At 71.6% G+C, this 17,534-nt stretch carries 15 protein-coding genes; 6 read left to right on the top strand and 9 right to left on the bottom strand.

Going from position 1 to position 17,534, the window contains the following annotated elements:
- The first annotated feature begins 151 nt into the window (after positions 1-151).
- A complete protein-coding gene (locus tag ACFRAC_RS08700; protein ID WP_382922512.1) occupies positions 152-1,246 on the top strand; it encodes an AI-2E family transporter in 1,095 nt (364 codons plus the stop codon).
- On the opposite strand, the gene ACFRAC_RS08705 is transcribed toward ACFRAC_RS08700, so the two are convergent.
- Complete coding sequence (locus ACFRAC_RS08705) at positions 1,180-3,363, bottom strand: SpoIIE family protein phosphatase (RefSeq protein WP_382922514.1); 2,184 nt, start codon at positions 3,361-3,363, stop codon at positions 1,180-1,182. The genes ACFRAC_RS08700 and ACFRAC_RS08705 overlap by 67 nt on opposite strands.
- Positions 3,364-3,564: 201 nt before the next feature.
- Here ACFRAC_RS08705 and aspS point away from each other — a divergent pair, with 201 nt between their 5' ends.
- The gene (gene aspS / locus ACFRAC_RS08710; RefSeq protein ID WP_382922516.1) at positions 3,565-5,328 is read left to right on the top strand and encodes an aspartate--tRNA ligase; all 1,764 of its coding nucleotides are present in this window, start codon (positions 3,565-3,567) and stop codon (positions 5,326-5,328) included.
- A 72-nt stretch (positions 5,329-5,400) separates the two neighbouring features.
- On the opposite strand, the gene ACFRAC_RS08715 is transcribed toward aspS, so the two are convergent.
- The 4 genes from ACFRAC_RS08715 to ACFRAC_RS08730 all read right to left on the bottom strand — a co-directional run bounded on the left by ACFRAC_RS08715 (position 5,401) and on the right by ACFRAC_RS08730 (position 7,821).
- The gene (locus tag ACFRAC_RS08715; RefSeq protein WP_382922518.1) at positions 5,401-6,171 is read right to left on the bottom strand and encodes a nucleotidyl transferase AbiEii/AbiGii toxin family protein; all 771 of its coding nucleotides are present in this window, start codon (positions 6,169-6,171) and stop codon (positions 5,401-5,403) included.
- Positions 6,172-6,189: 18 nt separating this feature from the next.
- Entirely contained in the window at positions 6,190-6,555 is a 366-nt protein-coding gene (locus ACFRAC_RS08720; RefSeq protein WP_055621131.1) for a PH domain-containing protein, read from the bottom strand.
- Positions 6,556-6,614: 59 nt separating this feature from the next.
- Positions 6,615-7,091 (bottom strand): hypothetical protein, encoded by a 477-nt coding sequence (locus ACFRAC_RS08725; protein WP_382922521.1) that lies wholly within the window; start codon positions 7,089-7,091, stop codon positions 6,615-6,617.
- A gap of 184 nt (positions 7,092-7,275) precedes the next feature.
- Positions 7,276-7,821: an ATP-binding protein gene (locus ACFRAC_RS08730; protein WP_382922523.1), complete on the bottom strand. Its 546-nt coding sequence runs from the start codon at positions 7,819-7,821 to the stop codon at positions 7,276-7,278.
- 156 nt (positions 7,822-7,977) lie between these two features.
- On the opposite strand from ACFRAC_RS08730, the gene ACFRAC_RS08735 reads away from it, so the two are divergent.
- Positions 7,978-8,829, top strand: a complete 852-nt coding sequence (locus tag ACFRAC_RS08735) for a helix-turn-helix domain-containing protein (protein ID WP_382922525.1) — start codon at positions 7,978-7,980, stop codon at positions 8,827-8,829.
- Positions 8,826-9,050: a DUF397 domain-containing protein gene (locus ACFRAC_RS08740; protein WP_382922527.1), complete on the top strand. Its 225-nt coding sequence runs from the start codon at positions 8,826-8,828 to the stop codon at positions 9,048-9,050. The genes ACFRAC_RS08735 and ACFRAC_RS08740 overlap by 4 nt, the downstream gene beginning before the upstream one ends.
- Here the strand turns inward: ACFRAC_RS08740 and metG are convergent.
- Both metG and ACFRAC_RS08750 read right to left on the bottom strand, forming a co-directional pair.
- A complete protein-coding gene (gene metG, locus ACFRAC_RS08745; protein ID WP_382922529.1) occupies positions 9,023-10,732 on the bottom strand; it encodes a methionine--tRNA ligase in 1,710 nt (569 codons plus the stop codon). The genes ACFRAC_RS08740 and metG overlap by 28 nt on opposite strands.
- 177 nt (positions 10,733-10,909) lie before the next feature.
- Entirely contained in the window at positions 10,910-12,346 is a 1,437-nt protein-coding gene (locus ACFRAC_RS08750; protein WP_382922531.1) for a VWA domain-containing protein, read from the bottom strand.
- A 265-nt stretch (positions 12,347-12,611) separates the two neighbouring features.
- Between ACFRAC_RS08750 and ACFRAC_RS08755 the strand changes: the two genes are divergently transcribed.
- Entirely contained in the window at positions 12,612-14,675 is a 2,064-nt protein-coding gene (locus ACFRAC_RS08755) for a PhoX family protein (RefSeq protein WP_382922533.1), read from the top strand.
- Between the two features lie 6 nt (positions 14,676-14,681).
- Here ACFRAC_RS08755 and ACFRAC_RS08760 read toward each other — a convergent pair whose 3' ends face one another.
- The gene (locus tag ACFRAC_RS08760) at positions 14,682-15,629 is read right to left on the bottom strand and encodes a LysR substrate-binding domain-containing protein (protein WP_382922535.1); all 948 of its coding nucleotides are present in this window, start codon (positions 15,627-15,629) and stop codon (positions 14,682-14,684) included.
- Between the two features lie 172 nt (positions 15,630-15,801).
- Here ACFRAC_RS08760 and snpA point away from each other — a divergent pair, with 172 nt between their 5' ends.
- A complete protein-coding gene (gene snpA / locus ACFRAC_RS08765; protein WP_382922538.1) occupies positions 15,802-16,467 on the top strand; it encodes a snapalysin in 666 nt (221 codons plus the stop codon).
- Positions 16,468-16,538: 71 nt separating this feature from the next.
- Here the strand turns inward: snpA and ACFRAC_RS08770 are convergent, their stop codons facing one another.
- Positions 16,539-17,516 (bottom strand): endonuclease/exonuclease/phosphatase family protein, encoded by a 978-nt coding sequence (locus ACFRAC_RS08770; RefSeq protein WP_382922540.1) that lies wholly within the window; start codon positions 17,514-17,516, stop codon positions 16,539-16,541.
- Between the last annotated feature and the right edge of the window lie 18 nt (positions 17,517-17,534).

Consider the following 17,534-nt stretch of genomic DNA (forward strand, 5'->3'; position numbering starts at 1 on the left):
TTGCGCCCCGCCGCCCCCGCGCCGTAATGACGTCCGCGCCACGTCGCCGCGGGCCGCCCGTTGTGGGTGCGGCCGCGGGCCTCTCGCCGTTTTTCACCCGCCCGGATCGCCCGCGCACGACACCCGGGCCCGCGCGTGATCCGCTTGAGGCGTGCAGGCTCCCCCTCCCTTGCTGCCCGAGCCCGTCCGGCGGCTCGCCGCCTGGTGCGCCGTCATCCTGCTCGTCGCCGGAGTCGTCTACGTCGGCATCCGGCTGACGGTGGAGCTGAGCACGGCGGTCGTGCCCGTGCTGCTCGCGCTGCTCGGGACGGCGCTGCTCGGCCCGCTGCACCGGCGGCTGGTCAAGGCGGGCATGAACCGCTCCCTGGCCGCCGGGCTCACCTGTGTCGCCGTGGTGGCCGTGGTCGGCGGGGCCGTCTACATCGTCGCCGCCGCCGTCGTGGACAGCGGAGACGAGATCGTCGCCTCGCTCAAACAGGCCGGGCGCGACCTCACCGCGCGTTTCGGACCCGCCGGGACCTCGCTCGACGACCTCGCCGGCAACTCCCGCGAACTGCTCTCCAAGTTCGGCTCGACCGCCGCCTCCGGGGTCGTCAGCGGGGTCAGCGTGGTCGGCGAGACCATCGCGATCGGCGTGCTCGCGCTGCTGCTGGTGTTCTTCTTCCTGCGCGACTCCCACCGGGCCGCCGGCGCGCTGCGCTCCCTGGTGCCCCGGCACAGCGGCGATCTCACCGTGGCCATGGCCCGGCGGGCCTTCCAAGCCGTCGAGGGGTTCATGCGCGGGACCACCTTCATCGCCCTCATCGACGCCCTGTGCATCACCGTCGGCCTGCTGATCCTCGACGTGCCGGGCGCGGTGGGCCTGGGCGCGCTCGTCTTCATCGGGGCGTACATCCCCTACCTGGGCGCCTTCATCTCCGGTGCCGTCGCCGTCCTGGTCGCGCTCGCCGACCGGGGCTTCGTCATCGCGCTGTGGGTCCTGGGCATCGTGCTCGCCGTGCAGCAGCTGGAGGGGCATGTGCTGACCCCGCTGATCCAGAGCCGCACGGTCCAGATGCACCCGGCCGTCGTCATGGTGACGATCACCGCGGGCGCGTCCGTGGCCGGCATCCTCGGCATGCTGCTCGCCGTGCCCCTGACGGCCGCCGCCACCGGTGTCGCCCACGAACTGAGGGAGCGTTACGCCCGCCCCGACCCGCCCGGCGCCACCGCCGTCCCGGAACCGTCGCCGCCGCCGGACTCGTAGAGCTCGAACCAGATGCTCTTGCCCTCGCCCCGGGGGTCCACGCCCCACGCGTGGGCCAGCAGCTCGATCAGGACCAGGCCCCGCCCGGACGACGCGAGCTCCCCGGGCCGGCGCCTGTGCGGCAGATCGTCACAGGTGTCGGACACCGCGACCCGCAGCCGGCGGCCCCCCGGCCCGCCCAGCACCTCGGCGAGGAACAGGGCGTCCGCGTCCGTGTGCACAAGGACGTTGGTCAGCATCTCCGACAGCAGCAGCACCGCCGAGTCGACCTGGTCGGGGACCGGCCAGTCGTGCAGCAGCTGCCGCAGCTGCTGGCGGGCCACCGCCACGTGCTCCGGCTCCGCCTGTGCCACCGCCATCATCGTGCGGCGGACCGCGGCGTGTGCGGCGGCCCGGGTGCCGGCCGTGCCCTCGCACCGCCGGCGGAGCAGCAGCACCGCGATGTCGTCCTCGCGCCGGTCGGCGAGCGGCCCGGTGGTGTGGTGCGAGGACGGGCCGTGGACGGCCTGCACGAGCGCGTCGGCGAGTCCCTCCAGATCGCCGTCGTGGTGCGCCAGGACGGTACGGATCCGGTTCCAGCCGGTGTCCAGGTCGTGGCCGCCGGTCTCGATCAGGCCGTCCGTGCAGATCAGCATGGTCTCGCCGGGGCCCAGGGCGATCGTGGTGGTCGGGTAGTCGGCGTCCGGGTCGATGCCGAGCGGCAGGCCGCCGGCCGTCGGGCGGTTCAGCACCGTGCCGTCGGCCATCCGGATGGCCGGGTCCGGGTGCCCGGCCCGGGCGATCTCCAGCAGACCGGTCGCCGGATCGACCTCCACGTACAGACAGGTCGCGAAGCGCAGCGCGGCGGGGTCGTCGTCGGGGGAGCCGAACGTCATGCCGTGCAGGAAACGGGAGGCGCGCGACAGCACCGCGTCGGGGCGGTGTCCCTCGGAGGCGTAGGCGCGCAGGGCGATCCGCAGCTGGCCCATCAGCCCGGCCGCCCGCACGTCGTGGCCCTGCACATCGCCGATGACCAGGGCGAAGCGGCCACCGCCGGAGGCCGGCCCGCCGGGCAGCGGGATCATGTCGTACCAGTCGCCGCCGACCTGGAGCCCGCCGCCGGTCGGGACATAGCGCGCGGCGACGGCCATGCCCGGTATCTCGTGGCCCAGCCGGGGCAGCATGGACCGCTGGAGACCGTCCGTCAGCTCGCGCGCGGACTCGGCGGCCTCGGCCCGCGAAAGGGCCTGGGCGAGCATGCGGGCCACCGTCGTGAGCACCGAGCGCTCGTCGGGGGTGAAGGCGACCGGATAGGCGAAGGCGGCCATCCAGGCCCCCATCGTGCGTCCGGCCACGATCAGCGGCAGGAACGCCCAGGACCGCCGGTCGAAGTGCGCGGCCAGCGGCCAGGTCGCCGGATAGCGCTCCTTGTACTGCTCGGGGGAGGACAGATAGACGGCGCGGCCGGTACGGACGACCTCGGCGGCCGGGTAGTCCGAGTCCAGCGTCAGCCCCTGGAAGGGGTCCTCGTCGCCGGGCTCCTGGCCGTGGTGGCCGATCACCGTCAGCCGGTCGCCCGTCACACCGAACACCGCGAGCCCGTCCGGGGAGAAGCCCGGCATGGCCAGGCCCGCCGCGACTCGCAGCACCTCCGACGTCGAGCGTGCCTCGGCCAGTGCCCGGCCCGCGTCCAGCAGGAACGCCTCCCGCGAGCGCCGCCAGTCACCGGTGACGGCGGTGCGCTTCGCGGAGGTGCCCCGCGCCGGCTCGGTGACCTCCTGAAGGGAGCCGGTCACCTCGTACGCGCGCTTCTCCCTGTCGAAGGCGGCGTGGAAGCGGCTGCGCCCGACCCGGACGACCCTCCCCCGCTCGTCCATGATCCGTACGCGCACCTCGCCGAGCGTGCCCTCGGCCACCGCCAGCTGGATCACGGAGGTGATCTCGTTCCAGTCCACCGGGTGCAGGCGTGCGCGGACCTGGGCCTGGCTGAGCGTGCGGGCCTCGGCGGGCAGCCCGAGCAGCCGTGCCGCCTCCGCGTCGACCGTGACCAGACCCGTGTCCGTGTCCCAGTGCCACAGCCCCGTCGCGAGGACGGTGAGGACCTCCTCCACGGCGGGCAGGGCCTCACCAGTGCGCATGGCCCCACTGTAAGAAGAGCTGATCGCACAGTGCCACCGAAGCCGTGCGGGCCCGTCGGCCGGTCGGGGCCCGGGGACGCGGGGAAACGGTGGGGAGGTGATCATGGGCTGCCCGGTAGGCTGGGGTGGAGTTTCACGTGAAACAAAGCCTCTCCTTCACGGGAACCACGCCCCCGATCCGCGAAGACTGGATGAACGACGATGCATCGGTACAGGTCCCACACCTGCGGCGAGCTCCGCTCCTCTGACGTCGGCACCGACGTCCGGCTGAGTGGCTGGCTGCACAATCGGCGCGACCTGGGCGGCATCCTCTTCATCGATCTGCGCGACCACTACGGCATCACGCAGCTCGTGGCCCGCCCCGGCACCCCGTCCTACGAGGCCCTGGACAAGGTCTCCAAGGAGTCCACGATCCGCGTCGACGGCAAGGTCGTCTCCCGCGGCCCCGAGAACGTCAACCCCGACCTCCCGACCGGTGAGATCGAGGTCGAGGTCAGCGAGGTCGAGTTGCTCGGCGCCGCCGCCCCGCTGCCGTTCACGGTCAACACCGAGGACGGGGTCAACGAGGAGCGGCGCCTGGAGTACCGCTTCCTCGACCTGCGCCGCGAGCGCATGCACAAGAACATCATGCTGCGGTCGTCGGTCATCGCCTCGATCCGCTCGAAGATGGTCGCCTTCGGCTTCAACGAGATGGCGACGCCGATCCTCTCCGCGACCTCCCCCGAGGGCGCCCGCGACTTCGTCGTCCCCTCCCGCCTGCACCCGGGCAAGTTCTACGCCCTGCCCCAGGCGCCGCAGCAGTTCAAGCAGCTGCTGATGATCTCGGGCTTCGACCGCTACTTCCAGATCGCGCCCTGCTTCCGCGACGAGGACGCCCGCGCCGACCGCTCGCCGGGCGAGTTCTACCAGCTCGACGTCGAGATGAGCTTCGTCGAGCAGGAGGACGTCTTCCAGCCGATCGAGCAGCTGATGACCGAGCTGTTCGAGGAGTTCGGTGGCGGCCGTCATGTGACGTCGCCGTTCCCGCGCATCCCGTTCCGCGAGGCGATGCTGAAGTACGGCTCCGACAAGCCGGACCTGCGGGCCCAGCTGGAGCTCGTCGACATCACCGACATCTTCGAGGGCTCGGAGTTCAAGGCGTTCGCCGGCAAGCACGTGCGCGCGCTGCCGGTGCCGGACGTCTCCGCCCAGCCCCGCAAGTTCTTCGACCAGCTCGGCGACTTCGCGGTCTCCCAGGGCGCCAAGGGCCTGGCGTGGGTGCGGGTCGGGGAGGACGGCTCGCTGACCGGCCCGATCGCGAAGTTCCTCACCGAGGACAACGTCGCCGAGCTGACCAAGCGCCTCGCGCTGGCCCCTGGCCACGCGGTGTTCTTCGGCGCGGGCGAGTTCGACGAGGTCTCCAAGATCATGGGCGCGGTCCGCGTCGAGGCCGCCAAGCGCGCCGGCCACTTCGAGGAGAACGTCTTCCGCTTCTGCTGGATCGTCGACTTCCCGATGTACGAGAAGGACGAGGAGACCGGCAAGATCGACTTCTCGCACAACCCGTTCTCCATGCCGCAGGGCGGTCTGGAGGCCCTGGAGACCCAGGACCCGCTGGACATCCTCGGCTGGCAGTACGACATCGTCTGCAACGGCGTCGAGCTGTCCTCCGGCGCCATCCGGAACCACGAGCCGGAGATCATGCTCAAGGCGTTCGAGATCGCCGGCTACGACCGCGAGACGGTCGAGGAGAAGTTCGCCGGCATGCTGCGCGCCTTGCGCTTCGGCGCCCCGCCGCACGGCGGCATCGCCCCCGGCGTCGACCGCATCGTGATGCTCCTCGCCAACGAGCCGAACATCCGCGAGACGATCGCCTTCCCGCTCAACGGCAACGCCCAGGACCTGATGATGGGCGCGCCGACGGAGCTGGACGAAGCCCGGCTGAGGGAGCTGCACCTGGCGGTGATCAAGCCGCAGCCGAAGTAGACGGACACACGAAGGGCGGTGGCCCGGAACCGGGAACGGTTCCGGGCCACCGCTCTTCGCGGAGAGCCCGGCTCACTCCTCGGGGGGCGGCCGGAGGGCCTCCTCCTCCAGCAGGCGTTCGGCGATGTCGTCGGCCCAGGCCCTGATCCAGCGGCGCAGCGCCGGCACGGAATCCTCGGCGAGCCCCCGGGCGGTGAACTCCCGGTCGTCCAGGAGGTCGGTGGCCTCCAGGCGGGACTGCAGGTCGGCGGGGTCGAACGCGTCCCAGGCGTGCCGGCGGCCCTGCTCCTCCAGGTCGGGGAAGCTCCAGCCGGGCGCGGCCAGGTACACGTCGACGACGTCCCGGGCGGTGCCGCGGTCGGCCAGGGCGCGGACCTTCGTGCCGATGACGTCCTCCAGGGCGAGCGCCGGACCCAGGCCGGTGGTGACGGGGGGCCGCCAGAAGGTCTCCTTGACGACGTCGACCGTGCGCTCCTCACCGGTGTCCGGGTCGGTGACGAGCAACCGCGCCGACAGCGGGTCGGTCTCCACCGGCCGTACCTCCCAGCCGCGTTCGGCGAGACCGGCGCGCAGCACGGCCGCGACCCGGTCCATGGGCTCGGCGGCCTGCGTGGCGACCTCCACCGGACGCGGGCGGCGCGGCCGGCGGCGGCGCCGGGCCCAGCCGTCGTCCCCGCCCGGCAACTCCAGCGGCTCCGCGCCCACCTCGCGCGGGGGTGTCTCCCGCTGCGGGGCGGGGGCGAGCCCGTGGGCGCGTACGGCGCACTCGCCGGCCAGGACGAGCGCGTAGCGGGCGCCCACGGTGAGGACGTCGGTGGTCAGCTGGCGGCGGTGCGGGATCATGGTCCGCCGATTATGGTCCTAGCCGGCGACGAACTGCGTCAGGATCGCCTGCACCTCGTAGATGTCGACGCCCTTGGTGAACGTCTTCTCGATCGGGACGGAGTTGCCCGAGACCCAGATCTTCAGCTCGGCGTCGAGGTCGAACGTGCCGGCCGTCTCCACCGCGAAGTGCGTGATGCTGCGGTACGGGATGGAGTGGTACTCCACCTTCTTGCCGGTGATGCCCTGCTTGTCGACCAGGATCAGCCGGCGGTCGGTGAACAGGATGGTGTCGCGTATCAGCAGGTACGCGGCGTGCACCTGCTCGCCGTGGCCCAGCAGCCGTGCGTAGTCCTGCTGCGCCTGCCCCTGGTCGATCGTGTGCGCGTTGCCGAACAGCGCCATGAGAAGACCCCCCTCTGTAGGCCTGTCATCGTAGGCGACAGGGGCGGACAGGCGTCCGATCAGGTGTCGTACGAGCCGTCCCACGGCTCACCGAACCCCAGGTGGTCCGGGTACAGCTCGGCCCAGCCCTCCCCCTCGTCCTCTCCGGTCACCAGACCGAACAGCACGTTGTCGAAGGTGAGTTGGAAGGGCCGCACGGCGATGTCCGTGTACGTGCGCCGCGGGAGGCCGCGCAGCCGGGTCGCGAGGTGGACGCGGGCCCGGGAGAGCACCGAGTCCGGGCCGGCCGGGTCGCGCTGCTGCTCGGCCCAGGTGCCCGCGCACCAGATCTCCGAGTCGCGGTACGTGCCGTCGGTGTCGAAGGTGTGCAGTACCGCGTAGAGGCGTTTCTGTTCTTCCCAGCCGGGACCGAGCTCGAAGCCCTTGGGGAAGGCGTAGGTGACGGACCCCATGAACTGTCCGTCTTCGTAACAGCCGATCGCCTCGGTGCGGCCGTGGGGCTCATAGGCGATCGGAATGACCTCTGGGACTGCCATGGCGAAAACCATACGGTCGTCACGGGGGTGGTGGTGGCGGTGGGGTCCGATCGTTGCCGAGTGGTTGGGCAAATCTTCCCCAACGTCCCGAGTTGGAGTTGCCGAAGAACCTCCCCGTCGCAGGTCCGAGCGGGTGCCGTGGCTCCGGGGCCGGTGGCGCAGGGGGCCGGAAGGGGGGGCCTGTTCACTCGCCGGAGTGAGTTTGCCCGGCGGGAGGGAGGGGTGGGGCCTGGTGGGGCGCTTTCTCCCCCGCGGGTGGTGCAAAGGGACCGCAGGTGGGACCGGAGTGTGGGCGGTCAGGTTCCGGTGACTGCGCGCTGCCGAAGGTGAGTTCGGCCCAGACCGTCTTGCGGGGTGGCAGGCCACGGGTGACGCCCCAGCGGTCGGCGAGGGCGGCGACCAGGGTCAGACCGCGGCCTGATTCCGCGGCCGGGACGGTGGGCCGGCGGCAGGGGAGTTGGTCACCGCGCGTGTCCGTGACCTCGATGCGGAGCGTCCCGCCGACCACGTAGAGCAGCAGGTGGAAGTTCCGGCCGGGGACGCGTCCGTGGGTGGCGGCGTTGTTCGCCAGTTCGGCCACGATGAGCTGGGCCGGGTCCAACGGCATCCCCCAGGCGAGCAGTTGCTGGGTGGCGAGCAGGCGGGCGAGACGGGCGCCCCGGGGCGTGGGGGACAGCAGGACGCTGAAGTTGCGGATGGCGTGTGCGGGGGCGGCGAGCTTCTGATTCACGTCACTCAGAGTGGCCGACCGCACCTACCGTGGGGAGTGACGCCATGGTTGCGTACGGTGACTGTCCGGTCGTTGTCCGGTGCTGTCCGGGCCTGTCGGGGCGTTGCGTACGGGTAGGGCGTGGCTGGTACGAGGCGGTACGACGGAGGGGTGCGCATGCTGAGGACGGAGGCCGACGAACCGGGGTGGGAGGTGGACCCGGACGACGAGTGGGGCGTGGCCGTGGTCGCCACCGTGGGACGGCAGCTGAAGCTCCGGCGCGAGGCGGTGGGGATGCGGGCCGGGGAGTTCGGCAAGGCGGTCGGATACGGCGAGGACCTCGTCTACAAGATCGAGAGCGGCAAGCGGATTCCGCGGCAGGAGTATCTGGACAGGGCGGACGAGGTGCTGGGGGCGGGCGGGCTGCTCGCGGCGATGAAGGAGGACGTGGCCAAGGTCCGGTACCCGAAGAAGGTGCGGGACCTGGCGCAGATGGAGGCGCGGGCGGTGGAGATCGGGGTGTACGAGTGCAACAGCGTGCACGGGTTGTTGCAGACTCCGGAGCACGCCCGGGCCCTGATGGAGGCGGCCCAGCCGCCCTACTCGGCGGACGACGTGGACCGCATGGTGGCTGCGCGACTGGCCCGCCAATCCGTCTTCGAACGGGACCCGGCGCCGTCGCTGCACTTCGTCCTGGAAGAGGCACCGGTACGCCGGGAGGTCGGGGGCACAATGGTGTGGCGACGGCAGCTCGAACATCTGTTGGAGGTGGGGCGGTTGAACAACGTCACGCTCCAGGTCATGCCGACGAACACGGATGCTCACCCAGGCGTGGACGGCAAGATCGAGCTGCTGAAGTTCCCGGACGGCACCGCACTGGGACGCTCCGACGGGGCGTTCAACGGGCGGCCGACCGGGGATCCGAAACAGCTGCGCATCCTCGAGCTGCGGTATGGCACGATCCGGGCGCAGGCGCTCCCTCCGAGGGAGTCGCTGGCCTTCATCGAGAAACTGCTGGGAGAGACATGACCCGCGAGACCCCTGCCGAGCTGGTGTGGTTCAAGAGCAGCTACAGCAGCGGCACGGACGGCAACTCCTGCGTCGAGCTCGCCCTCACCCCTGGCACCGTGCACGTCCGTGACTCCAAGTACGGAGACGCCGGCCCCCGCCTCGCGCTCGGGGCGGAGGCGTGGGCCGGCTTCGTCGGATGGCCGGCGTCGGTCTACTCGCCGCCGAAGCGCTCCTTGTAGAGCTCCAGGTCGTCGTCCGTCAGCTTCGCGAAGAGGACCGGCGGGACGATGAAGGGGGTGCCGACCGGGACGGCGGTCAGGGACCTGGCCTCCTCCGGGGTGACCCAGGCCGCCGTGTCGTCCGGCAGGGAGAACGCCTCACGCATGGCCTTCGACGACGTCGGGATGAACGGCTCCGACACCACCGCGTACAGGTGGATCAGGTTCATCGCCGTGCGCAGCGTCAGCGCCGCCGCGTCCTTGTCGGTCTTGATCTCCAGCCAGGGAGCCTTCTCCTCCAGGTAGGAGTTGCCCGCCGACCACAGCGCCCGCAGGGCCGCCGCCGCCTTGCGGAACTGCAGCGACTCCATGTGCGACTCGTACTCGGCCAGCAGCTCCGCGATCTGCTCGCCCAGCTTCGTCTCCGCCTCGCCGGGCTCGCCCCCCGCCGGGACCTCCTCGCCGAAGCGCTTCTTCGAGAAGGACAGGACGCGGTTGACGAAGTTGCCCAGGGTGTCGGCGAGGTCCTTGTTCACCGTCGCGGTGAAGTGCTCCCAGGTGAAGGACGCGTCGTCCGACTCGGGGGCGTTGGCGATCAGGAAGTAGCGCCAGTAATCGGCGGGCAGGATCTCCAGCGCCTGGTCGGTGAAGACACCGCGCTTCTGCGAGGTGGAGAACTTGCCGCCGTAGTACGTCAGCCAGTTGAACGCCTTGACGAAGTCGACCTTCTTCCACGGCTCCCGGATGCCCAGCTCGGTCGCCGGGAACATCACGGTGTGGAAGGGGACGTTGTCCTTCGCCATGAACTGCGTGTAGCGGACGTCGTTGTCGACGTCGTACCACCACGACTTCCAGTCCCGGTTCTCCGGGTCCTGGTCGGCCCACTCCTTCGTCGACCCCAGGTACTCGATCGGGGCGTCGAACCACACGTAGAAGACCTTGCCCTCGGACGCCAGCTCCGGCCAGGTGTCCGCCGGGACGGGCACGCCCCAGTCCAGGTCACGGGTGATCGCCCGGTCGTGCAGGCCCTCCGTCAGCCACTTGTGGGCGATGGAGGAGGCCAGGTGCGGCCAGACGCCGTCGTGGCGGCTCACCCACTCCGCGACCTCGTTCTGCAGCTTGGACTGGAGGAGGAAGAGGTGCTTGGTCTCGCGGACCTCCAGGTCCGTGGAGCCGGAGATCGCCGAGCGCGGCTCGATCAGGTCGGTCGGGTCCAGGACGCGCGTGCAGTTCTCGCACTGGTCGCCGCGGGCCTTGTCGTAGCCGCAGTGCGGGCAGGTGCCCTCGACGTAGCGGTCCGGGAGGAAACGGCCGTCGGCCGGGCTGTAGACCTGGCGGATCGCGCGCTCTTCGATGAAGCCGTTCTCGTGCAGCTTGCGGGCGAAGTGCTGGGTGATCTCGACGTTCTCCGTGCTGGAGCTGCGGCCGAAGTGGTCGAAGGCCAGCGAGAAGCCGTCGTAGACCGCCTTCTGCGCGTCGTGCGCCTGGGCGCAGAAGTCCGCCACCGGGAGGCCCTGCTCCTTCGCGGCGAGCTCGGCCGGGGTGCCGTGCTCGTCGGTGGCGCAGATGTACAGGACGTCGTGGCCACGCTGGCGGAGGTACCGGGAGTACACGTCCGCCGGGAGCATGGACCCCACCATGTTGCCCAGGTGCTTGATCCCGTTGATGTACGGAAGGGCGCTGGTGATGAGGTGTCGAGCCATCGCGGGCTGCTCCCAGGTCGTTACGCGGGGTGACGGGTGCCGGGTTTCGCGGCCGCTGCCGTCACTTTCGAACCTTGAAATCGTAGCCGACATGGCCGAGCCGCCCGTCTCCCGTTCTGAGGGGTGGGAAGCGGGCGGCTCGGGTGTTCTCGTCTCCGTGTGGCGCTCCGGGGGCTTCTACGGGCGCCAGGACGCCAGAATGCCGTCGTAGAGCTGCTCGTCCGTGAGCTCCAGGGGGGACTCGCCGGCGAAGAACGTGGCGGTGTTGCCCGTCTTCAGCTTGCGGAGGTAGTCGAACGCCTTCTGCTCGGGGTCTCCGAAGACGACGATCGAGAAGAAGACGTTCGGGTGCTTCTTCGCCGCGTCCGTGAGGGCCTGGTTGGCCGGGGTCTTGGCGTCGGGGGCGCCGTCCGTCTGGAAGACGACCAGGGCCGGGGTGTCGGGGGCCGTCTTGGCGTGGTGGGCGACGACCTCCTCCACGGCGACGTGGTAGCTGGTGCGGCCCATGCGGCCGAGGCCGGCGTGGAGTTCGTCGATCTTGTTCTCGTGCTTGGTGAGGGTGAGCTCGCCGGTGCCGTCGAGTTCCGTCGAGAAGAAGACGACGGGGACCGTCGGGTCGGTGCTGTCGAGGTGGGCGGCGAGGGCGAGGGTCTGCTCGGCGAGGGCCTGGGCGGAGCCGTCCTTGTAGTACGGGCGCATGGAGGCCGAGCGGTCGAGGACCAGGTAGACCTTGGCGCTGGTGCCGGTGAGGTGGTGGGTGGTGAGGGTTGCGGCTGCCGCTTCGTAGGCGGTGCGGAGGTTTGTGGGTACGGCTGTCTCGGCCTCGGCTTCGCCTTCGGCCTCGGTGCTCCCACCCGCACCACCCGTGACGCTTTCGTCGTCGACTGCCGGTGGCCCCTGTGGGGCTTCCTCGCCGTCGGCGGCTGCGGCGGCGGTTGCGGCGGGTTCCTCGGGCCGCGTCTCCTTGATGGGCTCCGGCTCCTCCTCCGCCTTCGGTGCCTCCGGCTCGGGCTCGGGTTCCGGGGTCGTCTCGGCGACCGGCTCGGGTTCCGGGGTCGTCTCGGCGACCGGCTCGGGCTCAGGAGTCGTCTCGGCGACCGGCTCCGGCTCCTCGGTCTTCGGCGCCTCAGGCTCGGCCTTCGGCTTCTCGGCCTTCGGCTCCTCAGCCTTCGGTGCTTCCGGCTCCGGCTCCGGCTCGGTGGCCGGCTCTTCCGCCTTCGGCGTCACCGCCACGGGCTCAGGGGCCGGCTCGGGCTCTGCGGCCGGCTCAGCGGCCTTCGGCTGCTCCTCCTTCGCAGGCTCCTGCTCCGCCGGAGGCGACTGCTTGGGGACCGTTACGTTGTCGAAGGCCGCGACGACCAGGTCGTGCTCGTTGTCGTCCGACTCCGTCGTCGGCTCCGCGGTCGCCGCGGTCGCCGCCGTCGCCGCAGGCTCCGCGGTCGTAGCCGTAGCCGTCGCCTTCGGTGTCGCCGTCGGCTCTGCCGAGCGCGGTTCCGGGACCGTCGTGGGGGCGGTCGGCTGCGGTTCCCGCGAAGGAGTCGCACCCTCCGCCTCAGCGGTCCGCCCCTTGCGTGATCGGCCGAACGCGTTCCGCAGGAGAGTGAGAATGCCCATGTGCGCAACCCTTCGCGTGAGTTGATGCCCGTAGATCCCTGGCCAGGACGGACACGTAAGGTTAGCGGCCCCAGGTGGTGATCTTGGGGAGGGGTGAACACAAGCTCATTCGTCCGTCAAGGTCGCATCGAGCCGCGCACCGGCGTCGCGTACAGCCACCCTCGGTTCACTCCTCGTTCATGCTCGCGCCCCGCTGCCGCTCGTACGCACCCCTAGCGTCCCCCACGCCGCATCTCAAGGGGAAGCAAGGGGAGTACCAGCAGCCATGCGTATCCAGTTGCCGATCATCAGCGTCGACGGCTCCGCGCACCACGGTGCCAGAGCGGCCCTGACCTGCCGTTTCCGGTGTGGGGACGCCTGTTTCCACGAGGTCCCGAACACCACCTCCAACCCGTACGTCGGGGACGTCGTCGCCGATGCCCTCAGCCGCCGTACCGTGATGCGGGCCGCCGCCGTCGTCACCGCGGCCGCCGCGGTCGGGGCCTCCGCGACCCTCTCCGCACCGCGGGCGAGCGCCGCCACGGCGACCGGTGCCCGTCCGGGCGCCCAGGGTGCGCGCGGGCTGCGGTTCACGCCCGTCGCGCCGAACACCGCTGACACTGTGACGATTCCGGACGGGTACGCCCAGAACGTCGTCATCCGCTGGGGCGAGCCGATCCTGCGCGGTGCGCCCGCCTTCGACCCGGACCGGCAGACCGCGGAGGCGCAGGCGAAGCAGTTCGGGTACAACAACGACTTCCTCGCCCTGCTCCCGCTGCACGGCGAGCCCCACCGGCAGATCCTCGTCGCCAACCACGAGTACACCGACGAGGTGCTCATGTTCCGCGGCTACGACCCCGAGAACCCGACCCGGCAGCAGGTCGAGGTCGCCTGGGCGGCCCACGGGCTGTCCGCGGTCGTGGTGGAGGAGGACCGCCGGTCGGGGAGGCTCACTCCGGTGCCCCGGCACCCGCTGAACCGGCGCGTGACGGCGACCACCGAGTTCCGGGTGACCGGTCCGGCCGCCGGATCCGAGCTGCTGAGGACCTCCGCCGACCGCACCGGCACCAAGGTGCTCGGCACCCTCAACAACTGCTCCGGCGGCGTCACCCCGTGGGGCACCACCCTGCACGGCGAGGAGAACTTCAACCAGTACTTCGCCCACGCCACCCGCGCGACCGACAAGCGGTACGGGCTGGGCAGCGGCGCGACCGAGCGCAAGTGGGAGCGGTTCGACCGGCGCTTCGACGTGGCCCAGGAGCCCAACGAGCCGCACCGCTTCGGGTGGGCCGTCGAGCTGGACCCGTACGACCCGGCCTCCACGCCGCGCAAGCGCACCGCGCTGGGCCGGTTCAAGCACGAGGGCGCCACCGTGCGGCTGACCGACGACGGGCGGCCGGTCGTGTACTCCGGTGACGACGAGCGCTTCGACTACTTCTACAAGTTCGTCGGCAGCAAGCGGATGCGGAAGGGCTCGAGCCGGGACGTCCGCGAGCACAACCTGTCCCTGCTGGACGAGGGGACGCTGTACGTCGCCCGGCTCACCGGTGACTCCCCCGCCATCGAGATCGACGGGACCGGCAAGCTCCCGGCGGACGGCGAGTTCGACGGCGGCGGTGAGTGGATCCCGCTGGCCACCGCCACCGCGCACGGGGCCGTCTCGCACGTCGAGGGAATGAGCGCGGAGGAGGTGTTCGTCTTCACGCGGCTCGCCGGCGACAAGGTCGGCGCCACCAAGATGGACCGGCCCGAGGACATCGAGCCCAACCCGCACACCGGCAAGGTGTACGTGGCCCTGACCAACAACAGCAACCGGGGCGTCGGGTCGAACCCCAAGCCCGACGAGGCCAACCCGCGCGTCGCCAACAAGCACGGCCAGATCCTGGAGCTGACCGAGCACCGCAACCGGGCCGACAGCGAGCGGTTCGCCTGGTCGCTGTTCCTGGTGGCCGGCGACCCGGACGACCCGGCCACCTACTTCGCCGGGTTCCCGAAGGACGAGGTCTCGCCGATCTCCTGCCCGGACAACGTGGCCTTCGACTCCTACGGCAACCTGTGGATCTCCACGGACGGCAACGCCCTCGGCCACCACGACGGCCTCTTCGGCGTCGCCACGCGCGGGGAGCGGCGCGGCGAGCTCAAGCAGTTCCTGACGATGCCGAACGGCGCGGAGACCTGCGGCCCGCTCGTCCAGGACCGGCGCGTGCTCGTCTCCGTGCAGCATCCGGGCGAGATCGACGGGGCGACGGCCGAGAAGCCGCTGAGCGCCTGGCCCGACGGGCCGGGCCGCATCAACCGGCCCGCGGTCGTGGCGGTGTGGCGCCAGGACGGGCGCGACATCGGCGTCTGACGCCGGTCAGGGGAGCGCCGGCACCCGCGGTGGGCGCCGTTCGCCGTCGTGTTCCAGCCACTCCCGGTACGCGGGTGCCTGCCGGGCCGCCTCCCAGTAGGCCTCCTCCAGCGCGGGATAGACCCCGTCGAGGTCGGTCTCCGTGCGGGCGGCCAGCAGCAGCCGTACGCCGAGGGGGTCACCGCGCAGCCGGCGTACCGCAATGGTGGGGCTGTCGGCGTGGGTGGGCTGGCAGACGGCGACCACCTCGCCGGTGGCCACCAGCGCGTCGGCGGTGTAGTAGTCGCCGTGCAGGACCCGCGGGTTGACGCCGGCCGCGCGGAACATCCGCTGCACGGCGTCCCATTCGCCGTCGACCGTGGGGTCGACCATCCAGCGGTCGCCGGCGAGGTCGTGCAGGTCGACCTCGCGGCGTGCGGCGGCCGGGTGGTCGGGGGGCAGGGACACGAACTGCGGCTCGCGTGCCATCAGCACGCGCAGGCGCAGCTCCGGCGGGATGCGCAGGGGGCAGCCCTCCACCTCGTGCACGAAGGCCACGTCCAGCTGCCCGTCGGCGACCATGCGCAGCAGGGCGTTGGGGGAGACGTTCATGTGGAGGCTGGGGTCCTGGCCGTGGCCGCGCAGCCGGCGCAGCCAGCCCGCCAGGGCCTTGCTCGCGGTCGAGCCGACCCGCAGGGCGGCGCCGCCCAGCGCGGCGGCCCGGGCCTCGGTGACGAGGGCACGCATCTCCGACACGAGGGGGCGGGCGCGGCTGAGGACCAGCCGGCCCAGCGGGGTGGGGCGGCAGCCGGTGCGGGCCCGCAGGAACAGCGGGCCGCCCAGCTCCTGCTCGATGCGGCGCAGTTGTGTGCTCAACGATGGCTGGGCGACGCCCAGTTGCCGCGCGGCCCGGTGCAGACTGCCGGTGTCGGCTATCGCGCACAGCGCGCGGAGGTGTCTCACCTCGAGCTCCATGGCCTGGGAGACTAAAGCGGAGGGACTGGTTTCACCAGCCACCCAAACCCCCTCCGAACGCGGCGAATCGGGGCCCTGATAGGGCCGTGCTATCGCCGATTGCCATCATCACAGCGGCTTTTCGGACGCGGACACTCGCCTTGACGACTCACCCCCCACCTAGGAGTCATCGATGCGCATGTCCTTCGCCCTGTCCGCCCGTACGACGGCGGCGGCCGCTCTCGGTGTCGCGGCCCTCGGCCTCGGCACGGTCGCCCCGGCGACCGCGGCCCCGGCTCCCGTCCAGGCCGGCTTCGTCGCCGGTACGGCCGACTCCGACGCCTCTAAGGCCTTCTTCCAGGCCGTGCTGAAGTCGGTCGCCGAGAAGCAGGCGGCGCGTCCGACGGCCGCCGCGGCGGTCACCGTCGTCTACGACGCCTCGCGCGCGCCCACGTTCAGCGCGCAGATAGCCCGCAGCGCCCAGATCTGGAACAGCTCGGTCTCCAACGTCAAGCTCCAGTCCGGTTCGAACGCCGACTTCACGTACCGCGAGGGCAACGACTCGCGGGGCTCGTACGCCTCGACGGACGGGCACGGCAACGGCTACGTCTTCCTCGACTACCGGCAGAACCAGCAGTACGACTCCACCCGCGTCACCACGCACGAGACGGGCCACGTCCTCGGGCTGCCGGACCACTACCAGGGTCCGTGCAGCGAGCTGATGTCGGGCGGCGGCCCCGGCCCGTCGTGCACCAACTCCCAGCCGGACGCCAACGAGCGGGCCCGGGTCGAGCAGTTGTGGGCCAACGGGTTCGCGGCCGCGCTCGACAAGGCCCTCGACAAGGGAGCCCGCCGGTAGGGCGGTTCCCCCACGCACCACCCCCCACATGACGCGGCCGCCCTCTGCACGGGGCGGCCGCGCCCATGTGTTCAGTCCGGCCGGCGGTGCAGGGTGACGTCGGCGAGCAGGGCGCGGTGGTCGGTGCCGGGCAGGTCGAGGAAGCGGGTCGCGCGCACGGAGAAGTCCCGGGAGAGCAGCACGTGGTCGATCTGCGCGCCGAACGCGGGTGCCGTGCGGGCCGGCCAGCTCGGGGTGCGGTCGTGGCCGCCGAGCCGGGCCGCGTCCTGCAGACCGGTGTCCAGGACGCGGCGGAAGGCCGCGTGGTCCTGGGAGGCGTTGAAGTCCCCGGCGAGCACGAGCGGGGTGCGGCCGCGTCCTTCGGCGAGGTCGCGCAGCCGCCCGAGTTCGCGGCGCCAGGGCCCGGTCCGGCCGGGCAGCGGCGGCATGGGGTGCGCGAGCTGGAGCCGTACCGGCTGCCCGCGGACGTCGGCGACGGCGCCCGGCATGGCCATGGTGCCGTCGACGCCCTCGGCGGGGGCGAGCGGGAAACGGCTGAGCAGCACCGAGCCGTGGGACCCGGCGGCCACCTCCGCCACGCGGTGCGGAAAGGCGGAGGCGAGTTCCCGGCGGAGGACGGCGTCGCAGGTCTGCTCGCACTCCTGGACGAACACGAGGTCCGGTTCCTCGCGGCGGACGGCGGCGGCGAGCGCGTCGGCCGCCTGTCCGAACTCGACGTTCGCGGTCAGGACGCGCACGGAGGCCAGCGGCGGGCCGTCGGGCCGGTGGCTCCTGCCGTACGGGTCGGTGAACCAGGCCAGCAGGCCGAGCAGCGCGACCGCCCAGACCAGGCCGGTCCACCAGCGGGCGAGCAGGGCGAGCAGCAGACCGGTCACGGTGGGCACGAGCAGCCACGGGAGGAAGGCCAGCAGCTGCGGAAGGGGGGTGAGGGCGTCGGCGTCGGCGGCCCGGCAGGCGACGACGACGCTGACGCCGAGCAGGAGCAGCGCGGCGGGCCACCGTCCGGCCGTGTGGCGTCCGCGTCCGTTCTGGTTCCCCCGGTCTGTCACGGCGACGACGTTACGAGG

It is taken from the genome of Streptomyces sp. NPDC056628 (assembly GCF_042792555.1).
GTDB lineage: Bacteria > Actinomycetota > Actinomycetes > Streptomycetales > Streptomycetaceae > Streptomyces.

Excerpts from the sequence above, each read along its gene's own strand:
- ACFRAC_RS08760 (WP_382922535.1), bottom strand. The coding sequence starts at position 15,629 with ATGGAGCTCGAGGTGAGACACCTCCGCGCGCTGTGCGCGATAGCCGAC.
- ACFRAC_RS08735 (WP_382922525.1), top strand. The coding sequence starts at position 7,978 with ATGCTGAGGACGGAGGCCGACGAACCGGGGTGGGAGGTGGACCCGGAC.
- ACFRAC_RS08755 (WP_382922533.1), top strand. The coding sequence starts at position 12,612 with ATGCGTATCCAGTTGCCGATCATCAGCGTCGACGGCTCCGCGCACCAC.
- ACFRAC_RS08715 (WP_382922518.1), bottom strand. The coding sequence starts at position 6,171 with ATGATCCCGCACCGCCGCCAGCTGACCACCGACGTCCTCACCGTGGGC.
- ACFRAC_RS08740 (WP_382922527.1), top strand. The coding sequence starts at position 8,826 with ATGACCCGCGAGACCCCTGCCGAGCTGGTGTGGTTCAAGAGCAGCTAC.
- ACFRAC_RS08720 (WP_055621131.1), bottom strand. The coding sequence starts at position 6,555 with ATGGCGCTGTTCGGCAACGCGCACACGATCGACCAGGGGCAGGCGCAG.
- ACFRAC_RS08705 (WP_382922514.1), bottom strand. The coding sequence starts at position 3,363 with ATGCGCACTGGTGAGGCCCTGCCCGCCGTGGAGGAGGTCCTCACCGTC.
- ACFRAC_RS08725 (WP_382922521.1), bottom strand. The coding sequence starts at position 7,091 with ATGGCAGTCCCAGAGGTCATTCCGATCGCCTATGAGCCCCACGGCCGC.
- metG (WP_382922529.1), bottom strand. The coding sequence starts at position 10,732 with ATGGCTCGACACCTCATCACCAGCGCCCTTCCGTACATCAACGGGATC.
- snpA (WP_382922538.1), top strand. The coding sequence starts at position 15,802 with ATGCGCATGTCCTTCGCCCTGTCCGCCCGTACGACGGCGGCGGCCGCT.
- ACFRAC_RS08750 (WP_382922531.1), bottom strand. The coding sequence starts at position 12,346 with ATGGGCATTCTCACTCTCCTGCGGAACGCGTTCGGCCGATCACGCAAG.
- aspS (WP_382922516.1), top strand. The coding sequence starts at position 3,565 with ATGCATCGGTACAGGTCCCACACCTGCGGCGAGCTCCGCTCCTCTGAC.